At 70.9% G+C, this 19,968-nt stretch carries 2 protein-coding genes; both read right to left on the bottom strand.

The features are described from left to right. Nucleotides 1–18,186, bottom strand: an 18,186-nt coding sequence (locus CAP_RS21280) for a non-ribosomal peptide synthetase (protein WP_063748729.1), incomplete at its 3' end; no start/stop codon positions are given. A 75-nt stretch (nt 18,187–18,261) separates the two neighbouring features. Then, a complete protein-coding gene (locus CAP_RS21275; RefSeq protein WP_052375611.1) occupies nt 18,262–19,956 on the bottom strand; it encodes a cyclic peptide export ABC transporter in 1,695 nt (564 codons plus the stop codon). Between the last annotated feature and the right edge of the window lie 12 nt (nt 19,957–19,968).

The following is a 19,968-nucleotide window of genomic DNA, read 5'->3' as shown; positions in this document are numbered from 1 at the left end:
CGCCAGCACCAGCGCCGCGCCGGAGAGGAGGGACATGGCCAGGTCCGCGAAGGCGGCGTCGAAGCTCGGCGAGGCAAACTGCAGCACGCGGCTCGTCGCGTTCACGCCGAACCGTTCGATGTGCGCCTTCGCCAGGCTGGCGATGCCTGCGTGGCTGACCACCACGCCCTTGGGGGTGCCCGTCGAGCCAGAGGTGTAGATCACGTACGCAGGGTGCTGCGGCAGCACCACAGCGTCGGGGTTCCGGTCGGGCTGCTCCACCAGCGCCGCGCGCGTGGCAACGTCGTCCACCACCAGCCGGGGCGTGGCGTTACCGGCCAGGGCAGCCGCGGGCGTCTCGTGGCTGGTCAGCAGCAGCGTCGGACGGGCGTCTGTCAGCATGAAGGCGATCCGCGCGGCCGGGTACTCCGGATCTACCGGCAGGTACGCCGCTCCTGCCTTCAGCACGGCCACGATCGCGACCACCAGCTCCGGCGAACGCGGCAGCGCCAGCGCCACGATCTGCTCGGGGCCCACCCCTCGCGCACGCAGCACGTGCGCCAGCCGGTTGGCGCGGGCGTTCAGCTCCGCGTACGTCAGCCCCTGGTCCTCGAACACCAGCGCCACTGCTCCAGAGGCTGCCTCGACCTGCGCCTCGAACAGGACGGGGAACGGGGTCGCGACCACCGGCTGCGCCGTGGCGTTGCGCGCCACCAGCAGTTCGTGGCGCTCCTCCGCCGTGAGCAGCGCGATGCTGCTGATCGGCTGGTCGGGGTTGGCCACGGCTGCCTCCAGCAAGCGTACCCAGCGCGCGAACAGCGCTTCGATCGTGCCGAGATCGAAGCGATCGGTGGCGTATTCGAGGTAGCCGCCGAGGCCCTGAGGGCTACCGTCCGCGCCACGCAGCTCGGAGAGACTGAAGCCCAGGTCGAACTTGGACGTGCCCGTGCGGGTCGGCACGACCGAGACCTGGAGGCCGGGGAGATCGAACGCGCCCGCAGGAACGTTCTGCACCGCCAGGAGCACCTGGAAGAGCGGATGATGTGCCAGCGATCGGGCAGGGTTGAGGACCTCGACCAGGTGCTCGAACGGCATGTCCTGGTGGGCGTACGCGCTGAGCGCCGCCTCGCGCACCCGGCCGAGGAGCTGCCGGAAGGTGGGGTCGCCCGAGGTGTCGGTGCGCAGCACCAGGGTGTTCACGAAGAAGCCGACGAGATCTTCCAGCGCCCGGTCCATGCGCCCGGCGATGGGGGTGCCGAGGGGGATGTCGCTCCCCGCCCCGAGCCGCGAGAGCAGCGCCGCCAGGCCAGCCTGCAGCACCATGAACAGGCTGGCGCTGCCCTGACGGGCGAGCTGCGACAGACCCCGGTGCAGGCCTGCATCGAGCGTGACCGGCAGGAAGTCGCCCCGGAAGGAGGCGACAGGTGGGCGGGCCCGGTCGGCGGGCAGTTCGATCTGCTCGGGCAGGTCGGCCAGGGTCCGGGTCCAGTAGAGGAGCTGACGGCTGAACAGGCTGGCGGGATCGGTCTCGTCACCCAGCAAGGCGCGTTGCCACAGCGTGTAATCGGCGTACTGGACAGGCAGCGGCGCCCACGCCGGAGCCTCGCCCCCGCGCCGGGCCCGGTATGCGGTCGCGATGTCGCGCGACAGCGGGGCCAGGGACGCGCCGTCGCCGGCGATGTGGTGAAGCAGGAGCAGCAGCACGTGCTCCGTGGGGGCCAGCGCGAACAGCGCGACGCGCAGCGGAAGCTCGCTGGAGAGGTCGAACCCGTACTGCGCGGCCGCCCCGAGGGCCTCCGGCAAGTCAGCCTCGGTGGTGAGGGTGACGGGCAGCGAGAGGCGGGCTTCCCCGGGGGCCAGGATCAACTGGCAGGGGGTGTTGTCGATCTGGGAGAACACCGTCCGCAAGCTCTCGTGGCGGGCCACCACGTCGCCGAGCGCCGCTTCCAACGCCGCGCGATCCAGCGTCCCGGAGAGGCGGAGCGCCATCGGGATGTTGTACGTGGCGGTGTGGCCCTCCATCTGGTGCAGGAACCACAGGCGCCGCTGCGCGAACGACAGCGGGAGATCGTCAGGGCGTGCCTGCACGCGCAGCGGGAGCCGCACGTGCTCGGCGTCGCTCCGGTCCAGGTGCTCCGCGAGCCTGGCGACAGAGGGAGCCTCGAAGAGCCTGCGCACGCTCAGCTCGACGCCGAACGTAACCCGGACCCGGCTGACGAGCTGCGTGGCGAGCAGCGAGTGCCCGCCCAGCTCGAAGAAGTCGTCGTCGATGCTGACGCTGGGCAGGTCGAGCGTCTCGGCGAACAGGTCGCAGAGGAGCTGCTCGCGGGGCGTTCGCGGTGCCCTGCCAGCGCTGAGGAGGCCGAGGTCGGGAGCAGGCAGCGCCTGGCGATCGAGCTTGCCGTTCCGGGTCAGGGGCAAGGCGTCGAGCATGACGAGCGCTGCCGGCACCATGTGGTCAGGCAGGCGGCCGGTGAGCCAGTCGCGCAGCGCTCTGGGCTCGGGGGCCGCGCCCGCGGCGGCGACGGCGTAGGCGATCAGCCGCTTCTCACCAGGGCGATCCTCGCGGAGGATAACGGCGGTGTGCGCGATCTCGGGGTGCGCCGTGAGCGCGGCCTCGATCTCGCCGAGCTCGATGCGGTAGCCGCGGACCTTCACCTGCGCGTCGACGCGGCCGCAGAACTCAAGGTCACCCCCGGCGGTCCACCGGGCGCGGTCGCCGGTGCGGTACATCCGCTCGCCGCTGCCAAACGGGCTGGCGAGGAAGCGCTCCGAGGTCAGGCCGGGGCGGCCCAGGTAGCCCCGCGCCAGGCCGGCTCCGGAGACGTACAGCTCTCCGACGACGCCCGGCGGCACCGGCTGCAGGCCCGCGTCGAGCACGTACACCTGGGCGTTGACGATCGGCCGCCCGATCGGCGGCGCGTGCGGCACCGGCGGCAAGGGCTCGCTCAAGGTCGCGCACACCGTGGTCTCGGTCGGACCGTAGGCGTTGACCATCCGCCGCCCTGCGGCCCAGGTGGCCACCAGGTCCGGCGCGCAGGCCTCGCCAGCGACGATCAAGGTCATGCCGGGGGGCAGGCCGTCTCGCGGGGACATCACCGCCAGCGCGGCGGGCGGCAGGGTCGCGTGGGTGACCTGCTGCCGGGCCGTCAGCGCGGCCAGCGCCGCGCCTGGCAGGAGCTGCTCCTTCGGCGCCAGCACCAGCGCCGCGCCGGAGAGGAGGCCCATGCACAGGTCCCAGAACGAGGCGTCGAAGCTCGGCGAGGCGAACTGCAGCACGCGGCTGCCCGGGCCCACCCCGAAGCGTGTGACGTGCGTCGTCGCCAGGCTGGCGATGCCCGCGTGGCTGACCACCACGCCCTTGGGGGTGCCCGTCGAGCCAGAGGTGTAGATCACGTACGCAGGGTGCTGCGGCAGCGCCACAGCGTCGGGGTTCCGGCCGGGCTGCTCCGCCAGCATTGCGCGCGTGGCAGCGCCGTCCACCACCAGCCTGGGGATGGAGAGGCCCGCCAGGGCAGCCGCAGGCGTCTCGCGGCTGGTCAGCAGCAGCGCCGGACGGGCGTCTGTCAGCATGAAGGCGATCCGCGCGGCCGGGTACTCCGGATCCACCGGCAGGTACGCCGCACCTGCCTTCAGCACCGCCAGGATGGCGATCACCAGCTCCGGCGAGCGTGGCAGCGCCAGGGCGACGATGTCCTCGGGCCGCACCCCTTCGGTGAGCAGCCCGTGCGCCAGCCGGTTGGCGCGGGCGTTCAGCTCCGCGTACGTCAGCTCCTGGTCCTCGAACACCAGCGCCATCGCGCCGGGCGTCGCCTCCACCTGCGCCTCGAAGAGGGCCGGGAACGAGACGACATCGACCGGCTGCGCCGTGTCGTTGCGCGCGACCAGCAGCTCGTGGCGCTCCTCCGCCGTCATCAGCCCGATGTCGCCGATCGGCTGGTCGGGGTTGGCCACGGCCGCCTCCAGGAGCCTGGCCCAGCGGGCCATCATCGTCTCGACGGTGGCCGGGTCGAACAGATCGCTGCTGTACTCGACGGCGCCCTCGATGCCGAGGAGCGCGCCGTGCTCTCCGCGCCGCTCTGAGAGGCTGATGGTCAGGTCGACGCGGGCGCTGGCCGTGCTGCCCGTCTCCACGGCTTCGACGCGCAGGCCGGGGATCACAACCTCGCTCTGGGGAGCGTTCTGCACGCCCAGCATGACCTGGAAGAGCGGATGGTGCGCGAGCGAGCGCGCCGGGTTCAGGGCCTCGACCAGGACCTCGAAGGGCACGTCCTGGTGGGCGTAGGCGCTGAGCGCCGCCTCGCGGGCCCGGGCGAGGAGCTGCCGGAAGGTGGGGTTGCCCGAGGTGTCGGTGCGCAGCACCAGGGTGTTCACGAAGAATCCGACGAGGCCCTCGAGGGCGTGGTCGGTGCGGCCGGCGATGGGGCTCCCGAGCGCGATGTCGTGACCCGCGCCCAGGCGTGAGAGCAGGGCGGCGAGACCGGCCTGGAGCACCATGAACAGGCTGGCGCCGCCCTGGCGGGCCAGGGTCGCGAGGCCCTGATGCAAGCGCGCGTCCCACTGCGCGGCGACCGCGCCGCCCCGGTGCGAGGCCACCTTCGGGCGGGGGCGGTCGGTGGGTAGCTCGATCTGCTCCGGCAGCCCGGCCAGCGCCTGGGTCCAGTAGGCAAGCTGGCGGGTGAACAGGCTGCCTGCGTCGCCTTGCTCGCCGAGGAGCGTTCGCTGCCACAAGGTGTAGTCGGCGTACTGCACGGGGAGCGGCGACCACGCCGGGGGCTCACCCCGGCTGCGCGCGGTGTACGCGGCGGCGAGGTCGCGCGTCAGCGGTCCCATGGACCAGCCGTCGCCGACGATGTGGTGCATCAGCACGAAGAGCACGTGGACGTCTGGAGCCAGCGCGAACAGCGCGGCGCGCAAGGGCGGCTCGGTGGACAGGTCGAAGCCGTGACGCACGGCGGACGCCAGGGCTTCGCTCAGCCCCGGCTCGTCGACGTGGGTGACGGACAGCGTGGGCCGCGCCGAGGCGGCGTCGAGGATCACCTGGTGAGGCGTGCCTTCCACCTCCGGGAAGACGGTCCGCAAGCTCTCGTGGCGGGCCACGACGTCGCCAAGGGCCGCCTCGAGCGCCTTCCGGTCCAGCGCTCCGGTCAGGCGCAGCGCCAGGGCCAGGTTGTAGGTCGCCGTGCGGCCCTCCATCTGGTGCAGGAACCACAGGCGCCGCTGCGCGAACGACAGGGGCAGCCTCTCCGGGCGCGGCTGCACGGTCAGCGAAAGCCGCGCCTCCTCCGCGCCGTCGAGCTGGGGCGCCAGCCGGGCCACGGTCGGCGCCTCGAACAGGCTGCGCAGGGGCAGCTCGGCGCCGAAGGTGGCCCGGATCCGGCCCATCAGCCGCGTGGCGAGCAAAGAGTGCCCGCCCAGCGCGAAGAAGTCCTCGTCGATGCCCACCTCGGGGAGGGCCAGCACCTCGGCGAACAGATCGCACAGGATCTGCTCCTGGGGCGTTCGCGGCCCCCGCTTCGCGCCCTCCAGGCCGAGATCCGGTGCGGGCAGCGCGTGGCGATCGAGCTTGCCGTTGGGAGTGAGGGGCAGGCGCTCCAGGACCACCACCGCCGCGGGGACCATGTACTCGGGCAGGCGCTGGCGCAGGTGGTCGCGCAGCGCCTCCGGCCGCGGGGTGCAGTGCGTGAAGGGGACGGCGTAGGCCACGAGCCACTTCCCGCCAGCGTGGTGCTCGCGAGCGACGACTGCGGCCTGCGAGAGCTCGGGGTGCGCGGTCAGCGCGGCCTCGATCTCGCCGAGCTCGATGCGGAAGCCCCGGATCTTCACCTGGGTGTCGAGGCGCCCGAGGAACTCCAGCGCGCCGTTCTTGCGCCAGCGGGCATGGTCGCCGGTGCGGTACATGCGCGCGCCGGGTGGGCCGAACGGGTCGGCGACGAAGCGCTGCGCCGTCAGGCCTGGGCGGTCCAGGTACCCCCGGGCGAGGCAGGCGCCAGCGATGTACAGCTCGCCGGCAACGCCCGCGGGCGCCAGGTTCAGGCGCCCGTCGAGCACGTACACCTGCGTGTTGTGGATCGGCTTGCCGATGGTCACCGGCAGCGCGCACGCCGCGAGATCGGCGGGCAGGGTGCAGCCGGTAGCGACGTGGGTCTCGGTCGGGCCGTAGTGGTTGTGCAAGCGACGACCGGGCTGCACCCGGTACAGCTCGCGCACCTGACGGCTCAACGTCAGCGCTTCACCCGCCTGGGCGATGTCGCGCAAGGCCGGCAGGGTCAGCCCCTGCTCCATCGCAGCTTCGGCGAGCGCCTCCACCACCAGGTTCGGCGCGAACAGCTCCTCCACCTCGTGCTCGGTGAGCCAGCGGGCCAGGTGCTCCGCGCTCCGGCGCACGCTGTCGGGGGGCACCACCAGGGTCTTGCCGAAGCAAAGCGTGGACAGGATCTCCTGCGCCGACACGTCGAAGCTCAGGGCGGTGAACTGCGCGACGCGCGTGCCTGCACCGCTCGGCAGGGCGCTCTGGTGCCAGAACAGGAGGTTCACCAGGGCGCCACAGGACATCACCACGCCCTTGGGAATCCCCGTCGAGCCGGAGGTGTAGATCACGTACGCCGGGTGCTGCGGCATCAGCAGGGCCGTGCGCTCGGCGTCGGTCGGGGAGGTGGTGGGGAAGCGCTCCAGCGCCGCAGCGGTGGCGGGGTCGTCCACCACCAGCCTGGGCGCGGCCACGTCGTGGGGAATGGCCGTCTCTGTCGCCCGGCTCGTCAGCAGCACCGTGGGCCGGGCATCCTCCAGCATCGCCGCGATGCGCGTGGCCGGGTAGTCCGGATCCACCGGGACGTAGGCCGCGCCCGCCTTCAGCGTCGCCAGGAGCGCCACGATCAGGTCCGGGGTGCGCGGCAGGAGCAGGGCGACGCGTCGCTCCGGGCCAGCGCCCCGCGCGATCAGCGCGTGCGCCAGCCGGTTCGCCCGGGCGTCGATCTCGGCATAGGTCAGCGCGGCGTCGTCGAACACCACCGCTGTCCCTTCCGGCAGGGCCAGGGCTTGCGCCTCGAACAGGGCTGGCAGGCTGACCTCGGGCAGTGCGCGGGAGGTGTCGTTGTGGTCGCGGAGCAGCGCCTGGCGCTCCTCGGTGGTGAGCAGGTCGATCCGGCTGAGCGGCAGCTCGGGATCGGCCACCGCCGCCTCCAGCAAGCGCAGCCACCGGGCCACCATCGCCTCGACCGTGGCGGGGTCGAACAGATCGCTCGCGTACTCGAGCACGCCCTCGATGCCCTCGCGACTGCCGTCTGTGCCGCGCCGCTCGCCCAGCGCGAAGAGCAGATCGAACTTGGCGGTCTCCAGCGCCACGGGCACGGTGGATGCGGCGATCCCCGGCAGGTCGAGGTGGGCTTCAGGGTTGTTCTGCAGCACCAGCATGACCTGGAACAGCGGGTGGTGCGCCAGGGAGCGGACGGGGTTCAGGACCTCGACCAGGAGCTCGAAGGGCACGTCCTGATGCGCGTAGGCCCCGAGCGCCGTCTCGCGCGCCCGACCCAGCAATTGCGTGAAGCTGGGGTCCCCCGAGGTGTCGGTGCGCAGCACCAGGGTGTTCACGAAGAAGCCGACGAGGTCGTCGAGGGCATGGTCGGTGCGGCCAGCGATGGGGCTCCCGAGGACGATGTCCTCGCCCGCGCCGAGCCGCGACAGGAGCGCGGACAGGCCGGCCTGGAGCACCATGAAGAGGCTGGCGCCGCGCTGACGGGCCAGCTCGAACAGGCCCCGGTGCAAGGCAGGCCCCAGGCGGATGGGCACGGTGCCGCCGCGGGTGGAGGGCACCAGGGGGCGTGGACGATCGGTGGGCAGCGGAAGCTGCTCCGGCACCCCGGCGAGGGCTCGGGCCCAGTAGGCGATCTGGGTGGCGAACAGGCTGCTCGGATCGCGCTGGTCTCCGAGCAGCCGGAGCTGCCACAGGGTGTAGTCGGCGTACTGCACCGGCAGCGGCGCCCAGCCAGGGGCGCGGAGCTCGCGGCGGGCCTGGTACGCGGTGGCCAGATCGTCGAGCAGCGGGCCCATCGACCAGCCATCGCCGGCGATGTGATGGAGCAGGAGGAACAGGACGTGCTCGTCGGGGCCGAGGGCAAAGACCTCGGCGCGGAGCGGGGGCTCGACCGAGAGATCGAAGCCGCGCCGCGTCGCCTCGGTCAGCAAGGCTGGCAGGGCGGCGGCGCTCGTCGCGGTGACAGCCAGCCGCGGGTGGGCAGCGGCCAGGTCGAGGACGCGCTGGTAAGGCACCTCGTCGACCACGGGGAACACGGTGCGCAGGCTCTCGTGGCGGCCCACCACGTCTGCGAGCGCGGCCGCGAGCGCCGACACGTCGAGTTCGCCGCGCAGGTGGAGCGCCAGCGGGATGTGGTAGGTGGCGCTGGGGCCGTCCATGGTCTGGAGGAACCAGAGGCGACGCTGCGCGAACGAGAGCGGCAGGAGATCGGGACGCTCGGCGCGCGTCAGCGTCAGCCGCGAGCTTCCGGCGGCGTCGAGGCGCGCCGCCAGGCCGGCCACCGTGGGCGCTTCGAAGAGCGCGCGCAGCGGCAGCTCCACGCCGAACGTGGCGCGGAGGCGCGAGATGACCTGGGTGGCGAGCAGCGAGTGCCCGCCCAGCGCGAAGAAGTCGTCCTGCGCGCCCACCCGGCCAATCCCGAGCAGACCGCTCCAGATCTCGGCCACCATCTCCTCGGCCCCGGCGCGGGGCGGGACGAAGCTGGAGGCGTCGTCGGCGTGGGGCTCCGGCAGAGGCAAGGCCCTGCGATCGAGCTTGCCGTTCGGCGAGAGCGGCAAGGCCTCCAGCACGACGAACGCGGAGGGGACCATGTACTCCGGCAACGTCGCCGCCAGATGGACACGCAGCACCTCCGGCGAGGTCCCCTCCCCTCTCGGGACCACGTACGCCACGAGCCGCTTGTTCCCGGGGACGTCCTCGCGCGCGACGACCGCGCAGGCGCTCACCGCGGGGTGCAGGCCGAGCACCGCCTCGATCTCGCCAAGCTCGATGCGGAAGCCGCGCAGCTTCACCTGGTGGTCGACGCGGCCGAGGAACTCGAGGTTGCCGTCGGGCAGCCACCGCACGAGGTCTCCGGTGCGGTAGAGGCGGGAGGGCGCCGCGCTGAAGGGATCGGGCACGAAGCGCGCCTCCGTCAGCTCCGGCCGGTTCAGGTAGCCGTGCGCGAGACCGGAGCCGCCAAGGTACAGCTCTCCGGGGACGCCGATGGGAACGGGCGCGCGGCGCGCATCCAGCACGTACACCCTGGTGTTCGCGATCGGCTTGCCGATGGGCGGGACATCGTGCCCTGCCGGCGTGACCAGGCCCGCGGTCGCCACCACGGTGCACTCCGTCGGACCGTAGTGGTTCACCAGCGCGAAGGGCAGATCCGCCGGAGGACGTCGGCGCAGGGCATCTCCCCCCGTGAGCAGCGCTCGGAGGTTCACGCTCTTCGGCCATGACACGGACAGGGCAGCCTCCGCGAGCGGTGTCGGCAGGAAGGCCACGGCGACGTTCTGCGCGACGAGGAAGCGCGCGAGGGCCTCCGGTGACAGCCTCGTCGCCTCGTCCACGATCAGCAGCGATCCGCCCGCGACCAGCGTCGGCCAGATCTCCCACACGGAGGCGTCGAACCCGGGCGCCGCCACCTGGGTCGTGCGCTCTCCTTCCGCGATCCCGTACGCCCGTGCGTGCCACGTGCACAGGTTCACGAGGCCCTGGTGCGAGAGGGAGACGCCTTTGGGTTTGCCGGTCGAGCCCGAGGTGTAGATGACGTAGGCGAGGTCGCTGGCGGTCGCTCCGTGCGCGGGGAGCGTTGCAGGCTGCTTCGCGATCTCCTCCCGGTCGGCGTCCAGACGCACGATGGTTGCGTCGGTCCCGGCCAGCACGTGCGCGACCTGCGACCGGGTGAGCACGACCCGCACCTGGGTGTCCTCGACCATGAAGGCCAGCCGCTCCCTCGGGTAGGACGGGTCCAGCGGCACGTAGGCGCCGCCCGCCTTGAGGATGCCGAGCAGCCCCACCACCATGTCGATGGACCGCTCCACGCAGATCCCCACGAGCACCCCGGCCCTCACGCCGAGGGCGCGCAGGTGATGCGCGAGCTGGCTGGAGCGCGCGTCGAGTGCGCCGTAGGTGAGCTGCTCGTCCCCGCAGCTCACGGCAGTGGCCTCCGGCGTGCGCGAGGCCTGCTCCATGAACAACGCCTCGATGCGTTTCCCGGAGGGGTACTCCGCGACGGTGTCGTTCCATTCCACCAGCAGGCGGTGCCGCTCGGCGTCGGTCAGCAAGGGCAGCGTGGAGATGGGTGCGTCGGGATCCTGCACGACGGCGCGCAGCAGCACGCCGAGGTGGCCGGCGAGCCGCGCGATCGTCTCCGCGTCGAACAGGTCCGTCGCGTACTCGAACACGCCGAAGAGACCCTCGGAGCGCTCCTGCATTGCCAGGGTCAGATCGAACTTCGCCGTCCCCGTGGTCACTTCCTCGGTCGAGACGACGAGGCCCGGCAAACGAAGCGCGTCCGTCGGCGCGTTCTGCAGCACGAACATCACCTGGAACAAGGGGCTGTGCCCGAGGCTCCGGGCGACACCGAGCTTGTCGGCGATCTGCTCGAAGGGGACGTCCTGGTGCGCATAGGCCCCGAGCGCTGCCTCGCGCGTGCGCGACAGGAGCGCACGGAAGGTGGGCTCGCCCGAGAGATCTGCGCGCAGCACCAGGGTGTTGATGAAGAAGCCGAGGAGGCCTTCGACCTCTTCCCGCGAGCGCCCGGCGACGGGGGTGCCGATGCAGAAGTCCGACTGGTTCGCGTGACGGCCGAGGAGCACCGCGAAGGCCGACAGCAGCGTCATGAACAGCGTCGCGCCCTCCTTTCGGCTCAGCGCCCGCAGATCGTCGCCGAGATCGCGGGGGAGCTGGAAGGTCAGGGTGCTGCCCCGGTGGGAGACCACGGGCGGCCGCGGACGGTCCGTGGGAAGCGAAAGCGAGGGCGCGCCCGTGAGCGTCGCTTGCCAGTAGGCCAGGTGAGCGTCCTGGGTCTCTCCTTGCAGCTTGCGGCGCTGCCAGACGGCGTGGTCGGCGTACTGGATGGGCAGCTCGGAAAGCGGCGAGGGCTGCCCTGCCGAGAAGGCCTCGTAGAGGCCCCCCAGCTCTCGCACCAGCACGCCCATGGACCAGCCGTCGCTGACGATGTGGTGCATGGTCAGGAGCAGCGCGTGCTCCTGGTCGGAGGACCGCAGGAGCGTCGCCCGAAACAGCGGTCCCTCCGCCAGGTTGAAGGGCGTCCGCGCCTCCTCCTCGCTCCGCCGCTGCACGTCCGAAGGGGGCGTGTCGACGGTGACCAGGGACCACCGCGGCTCCTCGGTGATGGCCTGGTACGGCTGCCCTTCGAGGCTCGGGAACGTCGTCCGCAGCGACTCGTGACGTTGCCCCAGCGCGCGCAGGCCTCGCGCGAGCGCGCCCACGACGAGTGGGCCCGAGAGGCGCACGATCAAGGAGATGTTGTAGAACGGGCTGTTCGGCTCCAGCCGGTCGAGGAACCAGAGTCGTTCCTGGGCAAACGACAGCGGCAGCGGCGCGCTCCGCGGCACAGGCACGAGCGGCAGGTCTTCCTGCACCGCGCCTGCCCGCTGCGCCGCCTCGACCTGCGCGGCGAGACCTGCCACGGTGGGTGCCTCGAACAGCACCCGCAGGGGAAGCTCCACCCCGAGCACCGTGCGCAGGCGCGCGCTCACCTGGGTCGCCAGCAGCGAGTGCCCACCCAGCTCGAAGAAGTTGTCCTGCACCCCCACCCGATCGAGCCCGAGCAGCAACGCCCAGATCCCGGCGAGGATCTCCTCGACAGGCGTGCGAGGCGCGACGAACGCGAGGGCGTCCTCAAGCCGCCCGTCGGGAGCCGGCAGGGCCTTGCGGTCCACCTTGCCGCTCGGGGTCAACGGCAGGGCGTCGAGGACGACGAATGCCGCGGGGATCATGTAGTCGGGCAGCTTCGCGCGCAGATGCTCGCGGTAGGCGCTCGCCGAGGCGCCGCTCTCCACGGGCACCACGTACGCCACGAGGCGCTTGTCTCCCGGGACGTCCTCGCGCGCCACGACCACGCAGGTGCGCACCGAGGGGTGCAGGCCGAGCACCGACTCGATCTCGCCGAGCTCGATGCGGAAGCCGCGGATCTTCACCTGGTGATCGATCCGGCCCAGGTATTCCAGCTCCCCGTGCTCGTTCCAGCGGGCGAGGTCGCCGGTCCTGTAGAGCCTTGCGCCTTGCCGGCTGTCCAGCGGGCTCTCGACGAAGCGCTCCGCGGTGAGCGCGCTCCGGCCCAGGTAGCCCCGCGAGACCCCGGCGCCGCCGACGTACATCTCGCCGGAGACGCCGATCGGCACGAGCTTCCGGGACGGGTCGAGCACGTGCACCTGGAGGTCGGGGATGGGACGCCCGATCACGCTCGACCACGGCCGCGCCAGGTCTGCCTTGCGCAGCGGGCGGTACGTGACGTGCACGGTCGTCTCGGTGATCCCGTACATGTTCACGAGCAGGGGCGTCTCGTCGCCGTGACGCTCCCACCAGGGACGAAGCTCTCCGATGTCCAGGGCCTCGCCGCCGAAGATCACCTGCCGCAGCGAGAGCGCAGCGCGCGCCTCGGGCGATGCCGCAGCGTCCGCGCGCATCAGCTCGCGGAATGCCGACGGGGTCTGGTTGAGGATGGTCACCTTCTCGGCGCGCAGGAGCGCGTGGAAGGCCTCGGGATCTCGGCTCACGTCGTGCGGAACGATCACCACCCGGCCGCCGTGAAGCAGCGCGCCCCACAGCTCCCAGACCGAGAAGTCGAAGGCGTAGGAGTGGAACATCGTCCACACGTCGCGCGCGTCGAACCGGAACCACGCGGCCGTCGCCGTGAAGAGACGGACGACTTGCCGGTGCTCGACCATCGCCCCCTTGGGCGTCCCCGTGGAGCCAGAGGTGTAGATGACGTAGGCAAGATCGCCAGGCTTCGCCTCGTGCGCGGGTGGCGTCGCGGGCTGCTTCGCGATCTCTTCCCAGTCGGCGTCCAGCCGTACCAGCCTTGCGTCACTCCCGGGCAGCACCTGCGCCACGCGCGCTTGCGTGAGCACGACGGGCACCTGGGTGTCCTCGACCATGAAGGCCAGGCGCTCCCTCGGGTAGGAGGGATCCAGCGGCAGGTACGCGCCGCCGGCTTTGAGGATGCCCAGCAGCCCCACCATCATCTCGACAGACCGCTCCACGCAGAGCCCCACCAGGACGTCGGCGCCCACGCCGAGGGCGCGCAGGTGGTGCCCGAGCTGGTTGGACCGCGCGTCCAGCTCCCGGTACGTGAGCTGCTCGTCCCCGCAGCGCAGCGCGATGGCCTCCGGGGTCCGCGTGGCCTGCTCTCTGAACAGCTCGGGAAGGCTCCTGTCCGAGGGGTAGCTGGCCGCCGGATCGTTCCACTCCAGCAGCAAGCGGTGCCGCTCCGCGTCGGTCAGCAGGGGCAGCGTGGAGATCGTCGCCCCCGGGTCCTCCACCACCGCCCGCAGGAGCACCTCCAGGTGCGCTGCGAGGCGGGTGATGGTCGCGGCCTCGAACAGATCCGTCGCGTATTCGAGGACGCCGAAGAGGCCCTCGGGGCGCTCCTGCATCGACAGGGTCAGGTCGAACTTCGCCGTGCCCGTCGTCCCCTCCTCGGTGGAGACCACGAGGCCTGGCAAGCGCGGCGTGTCCGTCGCCGCGTTCTGCAGCACGAACATCACCTGGAACAGCGGGCTGTGCCCGAGGCTCCGCGCAACACCGAGCCGCTCCACCAGCCGCTCGAAGGGCACATCCTGGTGCGCGTAGGCCCCGAGGGCCGCATCCCGCGTGCGCGCCAGGAGCGCGCGGAAGGTGGGCTCGCCAGACAGATCGGCGCGCACGACGAGGGTGTTGAGGAAGCAGCCGATGAGACCTTCGGCTTCTTCCCGGGAACGGCCCGCGACGGGAGTACCGACGCAGAAGTCCGCCTGGTTCGCGTGCCGGCCGAGGACCACCGCGAAGGCCGACAGCAGCGTCATGAACAGCGTCGCGCCCTCCTTGCGGCTCAGCGCGCGCAGGCCATCGGCGAGGTCACGCGGGAGCTGGAAGGCCAGCGAGCTGCCGCGATGCGACGCCACGGGCGGTCTGGGGTAGTCGGTCGGGAGCGAGAGCGCCGGAGCCCCCGTGAGCTTGCCGTGCCAGTAGGAGAGCTGCTCGTCGAGCCGTGCCTCGGTCAGGACCCGCCGCTGCCAGACGGTGTGATCCACGTACTGGATGGGCAGCTCGGCGAACGGCGACGGCTGCCCCGTCGCGAATGCCTCGTAGAGGGCCCCCAGCTCGCGCATGAACACGCCCATCGACCAGCCGTCGCTGATGATGTGGTGCATCGTCGCGAGCAGCACGTGCTCCCTCTCCGACACCCGCAGAAGCGTGGCCCGGAAGAGCGGCCCTCGGGCGAGATCGAAAGGTCTCCGAGCCTCCTCGTCGACCAGCCGGGGGACGTCGGACGCCTGCACCTCCTGGACGAGCAAGGACCACGTGGACTCCGGGGCGACGGCCTGGTGAGGCTGCCCATCGCGGGTCGGGAACGTGGTCCGCAGCGCTTCGTGCCGCCGCACCAGCCCGCGCAAGCTGCGCGCGAAGGCGTCCACGTCGAGCGGCCCGGAGAGGCGCATGGCCGTGGGGATGTTGTAGAACGGGCTGTCCGGCTCCAGCCGATCGAGGAACCACAGTCGTTCCTGAGCGAAAGACAGGGGTAGCGTGGCGTCGCGCGAAACCCGCACGAGCGGAGCGTCGTCGAGCAACTGCCCTCCCCGCTGCGCCGCGTCGATCTCGGCGGCGAGCGCTGCGACCGTCGTTGCTTCGAACAGCACCCGCAGAGGAAGCTCGACGCCGAACGTGGCGCGAAGGCGCGCATGGAGCCGGGTCGCGAGCAGCGAATGCCCGCCCAGCGCGAAGAAGTCGTCCTGTGCGCCCACGCGCGCGACGCCGAGCAACGCGGCCCAGACGACGGCGACGATCTCTTCCACGGGCGTTCGTGGAGCCACGAAAGAGCGCTCTTCCTCGGGGCGTTCTTCCGGAAGTGGCAATGCCTTGTGGTCGATCTTGCCATTGGCGTTGAGAGGTAGAGCCTCCAGAACGACGAACGCCGCCGGGACCATGTAGTCGGGGAGCTTCGCCTTGAGGTGCTCGCGGAGGGCAGTGGTCGCGACGGGCTCCGTCGCAGGCACCAGGTACGCGACGAGGCGCTTGTTTCCAGGGACGTCCTCGCGTGCCACGACCACGCAGGAGCGCACTGCCGGGTGTTGCCCGAGCACCGCCTCGATCTCACCCAGCTCGATGCGGAACCCGCGGATCTTCACCTGATGATCGAGGCGGCCCAGGAAGTCGACGTCGCCGTCTTCGAGCCAGCGGCACAGATCCCCGGTGCGGTACATGCGGCTGCCGGGAGGGCCGTGGGGGTCGGGCAGGAATCGCTCGGCGGTGAGGGCGGGGCGATCCAGGTAGCCTCGTGAGACGCCGATGCCGGCGATGAACAGCTCGCCGCGTACGCCAACCGGGAGCAGGTGAAGCGCGGGCGACAGGACGTGAAGCCGGTTGTTGGCACTGGGCCGACCGATCGGCACCGCCGTGTCCGGCGAGAGCTTGCCCTCCCAGTACGAGGCGGTGACCGTCGCTTCCGTGGGGCCGTAGGAATTGATGAAGCGGCGCCCGGGCGCGCATTGCAGGGCAGCAGCCACAGGGCAGGCTTCGCCGCCGACCATCAGCACGCGCAGGGCGGGCAGCGCCTCGGGGTCGAGGAGTGACAGCGCGCTCGGCGGCAGGTGGGCGACTTCCACCTCTCGCGCCTGGAGCAGCGCCATCAGGGCGGCGCTGGAGCGGCGCTGCTCGGGCGAGGCAAGGACGAGCTGCGCGCCCCGGGAGAGGGCCCCGAAGATCTGCGAGACGGAGGCGTCGAAGGCGATGGACGCGAACTGAAGGACGGGCGTTCCGGGTCGGATGTCGAGGAGCTCGGTCTCGTGCGCCACGAGGTTGACGAGCCCGCGGTGGGTGCTCATGGCGCCCTTCGGCTTGCCCGTCGAGCCCGACGTGTAGATCACATAGGCGAGATTCTCCGGAGTGGCGTGCGTGGGAGGCGCCGTGCGGGGCCATGCGGCGATGGCCGCCGCGTCGGCGTCGAGGCACACGAGCCGCGCCGGGGAGCCTCGTAGCCGCGCCGCGAGGTGCGCCTGCGTCAGCAGCACGCCCGCCCGCGCGTCCGCGAGCATGAACGAGAGCCGCTCCTCCGGGTAGGTGGGGTCCAGCGGCACGTAAGCGCCGCCGGCCTTGAGGATGCCGAGGAGGCCCACCACCATGTCGATGGACCGCTCCACGCAGAGCCCGACCAGGACCTCGGGGCCCACGCCGAGCGCACGCAGATGGTGCGCGAGCTGGCTGGAGCGCGCGTCGAGGTCACGGTAGGTAAGCGCCTCGTCGTCGACGAGCACCGCGAGGGCGTCCGGCGTCCGCGAGGCCTGATCCATGACCAGCTCGTGGGCGCACGCCTCACGTCGGAAATCACGCGCCGTGTCGTTCCAGTCGACGAGGACGTGCCTGCGCTCGACGTCCGTCAGCAATGAGAGGTCGGACAGTGGTTTGCAGGGATCGGTCACCACCTCAGCGATCAGCGCTTCGAAGTGCCCCACCATCCGTTCCATGGCGGGTCGGTCGAACAGATCCGTGGCGTAATCGAGCGTTCCGTCGATCCCCCCCTCCGGCCTCACGCGGAGGGTGACGGAGATCTCGAATTTCGTCACACCGAGCACACCGGCGTCGATCTTGTCGAAGGTCGGCGTCCACCGCTCGGCGCCTGCTTGCAGATCTGGGAACGAGTAGTTGGCGAGCACAAGGGCCGCCTGGATCAGCGGGTTGAGGCGCCCCTGCCGCGAAGCGCCCACGGCGCGGACGACGTCATCGAACGGTGCGTCCGCGTGCTCCAGCGCTTCCTGCAGGACGGCCCGCATGCGCCGCAGCAGCGCGACGAACGTCTGGGCAGGATCCACATCGCAGCGCAGGACGAGGGTGTTCGCAAGGAAGCCCACGAGCTGGTGCAGTTCGGGGTCTCGCCGCATGGCCGTCACCGTACCGATGGGAAAGTCGGTCTGCCCCGTGTACCTGTGGAGCAGTGCGGCCCAAGCCGTCAGCAGTGCCCTGAACAGGGTGCACCCGTGCTGCGCTGCGAGCGATTCGAGCGCAGAGACCAGGGCGGGTGAGAACGCGAACGCCACGGAATCACCGGCATACGTGGGCGAGGCGATCGAGCGTCGAAATGGCAGTTCGAGTTCGGGGAGAGCCGAGAGGCGGCGCTGCCACCACGAGGTCAGCGCCGCCAGGCGCCTCACCTGCGCTGGAGCCTGTTGCCGTGCCACGTGGTCTCCGTAGGTGATGGCCTGTTCGGAGAGACGCGGCGCCCGACCCTCGCGAAGCGCGCGGTAATGAACGAACAGATCCACGACCAGGATCCCGAGCGACCAGCCGTCGGTGACCGTGTGGTGCTGCGTGAGAAGGAGGACGTGCTCATCGTCCTTCAAGGTGACCAGCGTCATTCGCGCGAGCGGCCCGTGGGTAAGATCGAAGGCCGCCGCACCATGCTCGGCCGATAGACGAGAGACCTGCGCCCCTTGCGCGTCGGGGTTGATGGCGCGGAGATCGACCAGGGGAAGCGCAACATCGCCGGGGGGCATGACGAGGCCGAAGAAGTCGCCCTCGACGTCGTGGAAGGTCGTCCGGAGGACTTCGTGACGCGCAACGATCGCGGTGATGCTCTGCTGGAGCAATGACGCGTCGACAGGTCCCTCCATGTGAATACTGAAATGAATGTTGTACAGGGCGCGATTGGAGCCGATTCGATCCAGCAGCCAGAGCCCGAATTGCCCGGACGATGCGAGGACGCGACCAGGAATTCGCGTGTTCCAGGGGACGGCATCCACCTGCATGGTCGTCGCCCCTTGCGCCCAGCGCGACGAGGCATCACCGCTCGACCCGACCTGTGCGGCGCTGAGGGCCATCACGCCCGAGTCCAGGATCGCCCGTTCCAGGCTGGTGCGCTGCGCCTCCGGGGCGGCCGGGCGCGTGCCTGCGCCGACGGCTGCGGTCTCGTCGCGGCCCTGCGGGGCTTCTTCCGGTCTCGGGGGGGCTGTGTTCGCGATGCTCGTCATGGTTGAAACCGATGGCTCATGCAGGGGTGCTCGACCCCTCCAGCGGGGTCTCGGATCAAGCGCGCAGGGCGCTCGTCACGCACCGGGTTTCGTGGCGGAGTGCGTCGCAGGGGGCTTGAACGCGCTCCCGGAGCCCGGCTCGATCGCGCGGATCTTGCCGTATTCCAGGGTGATCACGCGGTCCGCGCAATGGAAGTACCTGTCGTCGTGGCTCACGGCGAGGACGGTCTTGCCCCGCTGTTTCAGGGAGGGCAGCAGCTCCTCGTAGAAGTATTTGCGGAACTCGGGGTCCTGGTCGGCGGCCCACTCGTCGAAGACGCAGATGGGGCGGTCTTCGAGGAGGGTCACGATCATCGCCAGGCGCTTGCGCTGTCCCGTCGAGAGATCGCGCCGGGTGAAGCGGTCGCCTGCGAACGAGGTCTTGTGCTGGAGCTGCATCTGCTCGATCAGGGCGTGCACCTTCGGCTCCGCGACGCCCGTCAGCCCGTAGACTTTCGAGAACAGGTGGAAGTCCGAGTAGATCGCCGAGAAGAGCTCGCGGTAGGCCGCGACGTTGGCCTCCGTCACCGGGACGCCGTCGACGCTGAGGGAGCCGAACCGCGGCCGGTAGAGGCCGGTGAGGTTCTTCAGGAACGTCGATTTGCCGCTGCCGTTGCCGCCGACGATGAACACGGTCTCGCCCGCGGCGATGCGCAGGCTCATGGGGCCGATGCGGAAGGCTGCCTTGCCGTCGCCGCCGTCGCCGCCGTCGCCGTACGAGTACCGGATCTCGTGGGCTTCGAGGGCCGTGGCGAGGCGCCCTTGCCAGGGGTCCTCGGTCGCCTTCCCCCCTCCGGCCTCCAGCGCCTCGTCGAGCTTCCGCTCCAGATCGTCGATGGCGGAGAGGGCGACGTTGGACCGGAGGTAGGCCGGGAGGCCGCCCGTGCAGCCACCGAGGGGCCCCCAGACGAAGAGGATGCCCGCGATGAGCTTCTGCTGGCTCTCTCCGAGGCTCTCGATCCGCAGCGGCAGGATGAAGACCACGGCGCCGAGTGCGGCGAAGAGCACGCAGGTGCCGAAGATGAAGTTGTCGTCGAGGAGGGCGTTGGCCTTCTTGGTGTCGTCGCGCAAGGCGCCCGAGGTCTGCACCATGTCCTCGCGCAGCTCGCGCCCGCGGCGCCGGCTGAACTTGACCTCCTTGAAGCCTTCCAGGAGGTCGGTGAGCTGGTTGAAGAAGGTGAGCCGGGTCTGCGCCGCGCGGATGAAGTACGCGCTGATCTCCTGGTTTCTGCTCGCGTAAAGCGTGAACCCTCCGACGATCAGGAGCGCGATCAGGACGAACGCGGGCAGGGAGATGGAGGCGAGATAGAGCGTGCTCGCGGCGATGATGCACAGCGATTGCAGAAAAAAGGCGAGGCGTCCCGCGGACTCCGAGATCACGGCCACGTTGTCGGTGATCCTGTCGTAGATCTCCGCGGCGCCGATGCGTTCGAGCTTCTCCATGTCGGCGCGCTCGACCTTCTCGACCACCCGTGTCCTGATCCGGTGCAGCGCGCGTTCGAGAACGGTCGTGGTGCGGTGGTAATTGGCCCTCGCTCCCACGATGTACAGCACGACGGCGAAGACGAAGAGGGTGAGGAACTGCGCGTTCGCTCCGCGGCTCCCCTCCTGGGTGACCTGGTTGATCATGGCCAGGACGATCGCGTTCGCGATGCCGCTGGTGAGCGCGGCCGCGATGATCTTGCGGCGTTCAGGCCTGGCTTCCTTGGCGACGAGCTCAATGATGGTCATGGCCGGACCAGC

The sequence above is a fragment of the Chondromyces apiculatus DSM 436 genome, assembly GCF_000601485.1.
Taxonomy (GTDB): Bacteria; Myxococcota_A; Polyangia; order Polyangiales; family Polyangiaceae; genus Chondromyces; species Chondromyces apiculatus.
The sequence above is the reverse complement of the archived record's forward strand: the minus strand, read 5'-3'. Positions and strand labels throughout refer to the sequence as shown.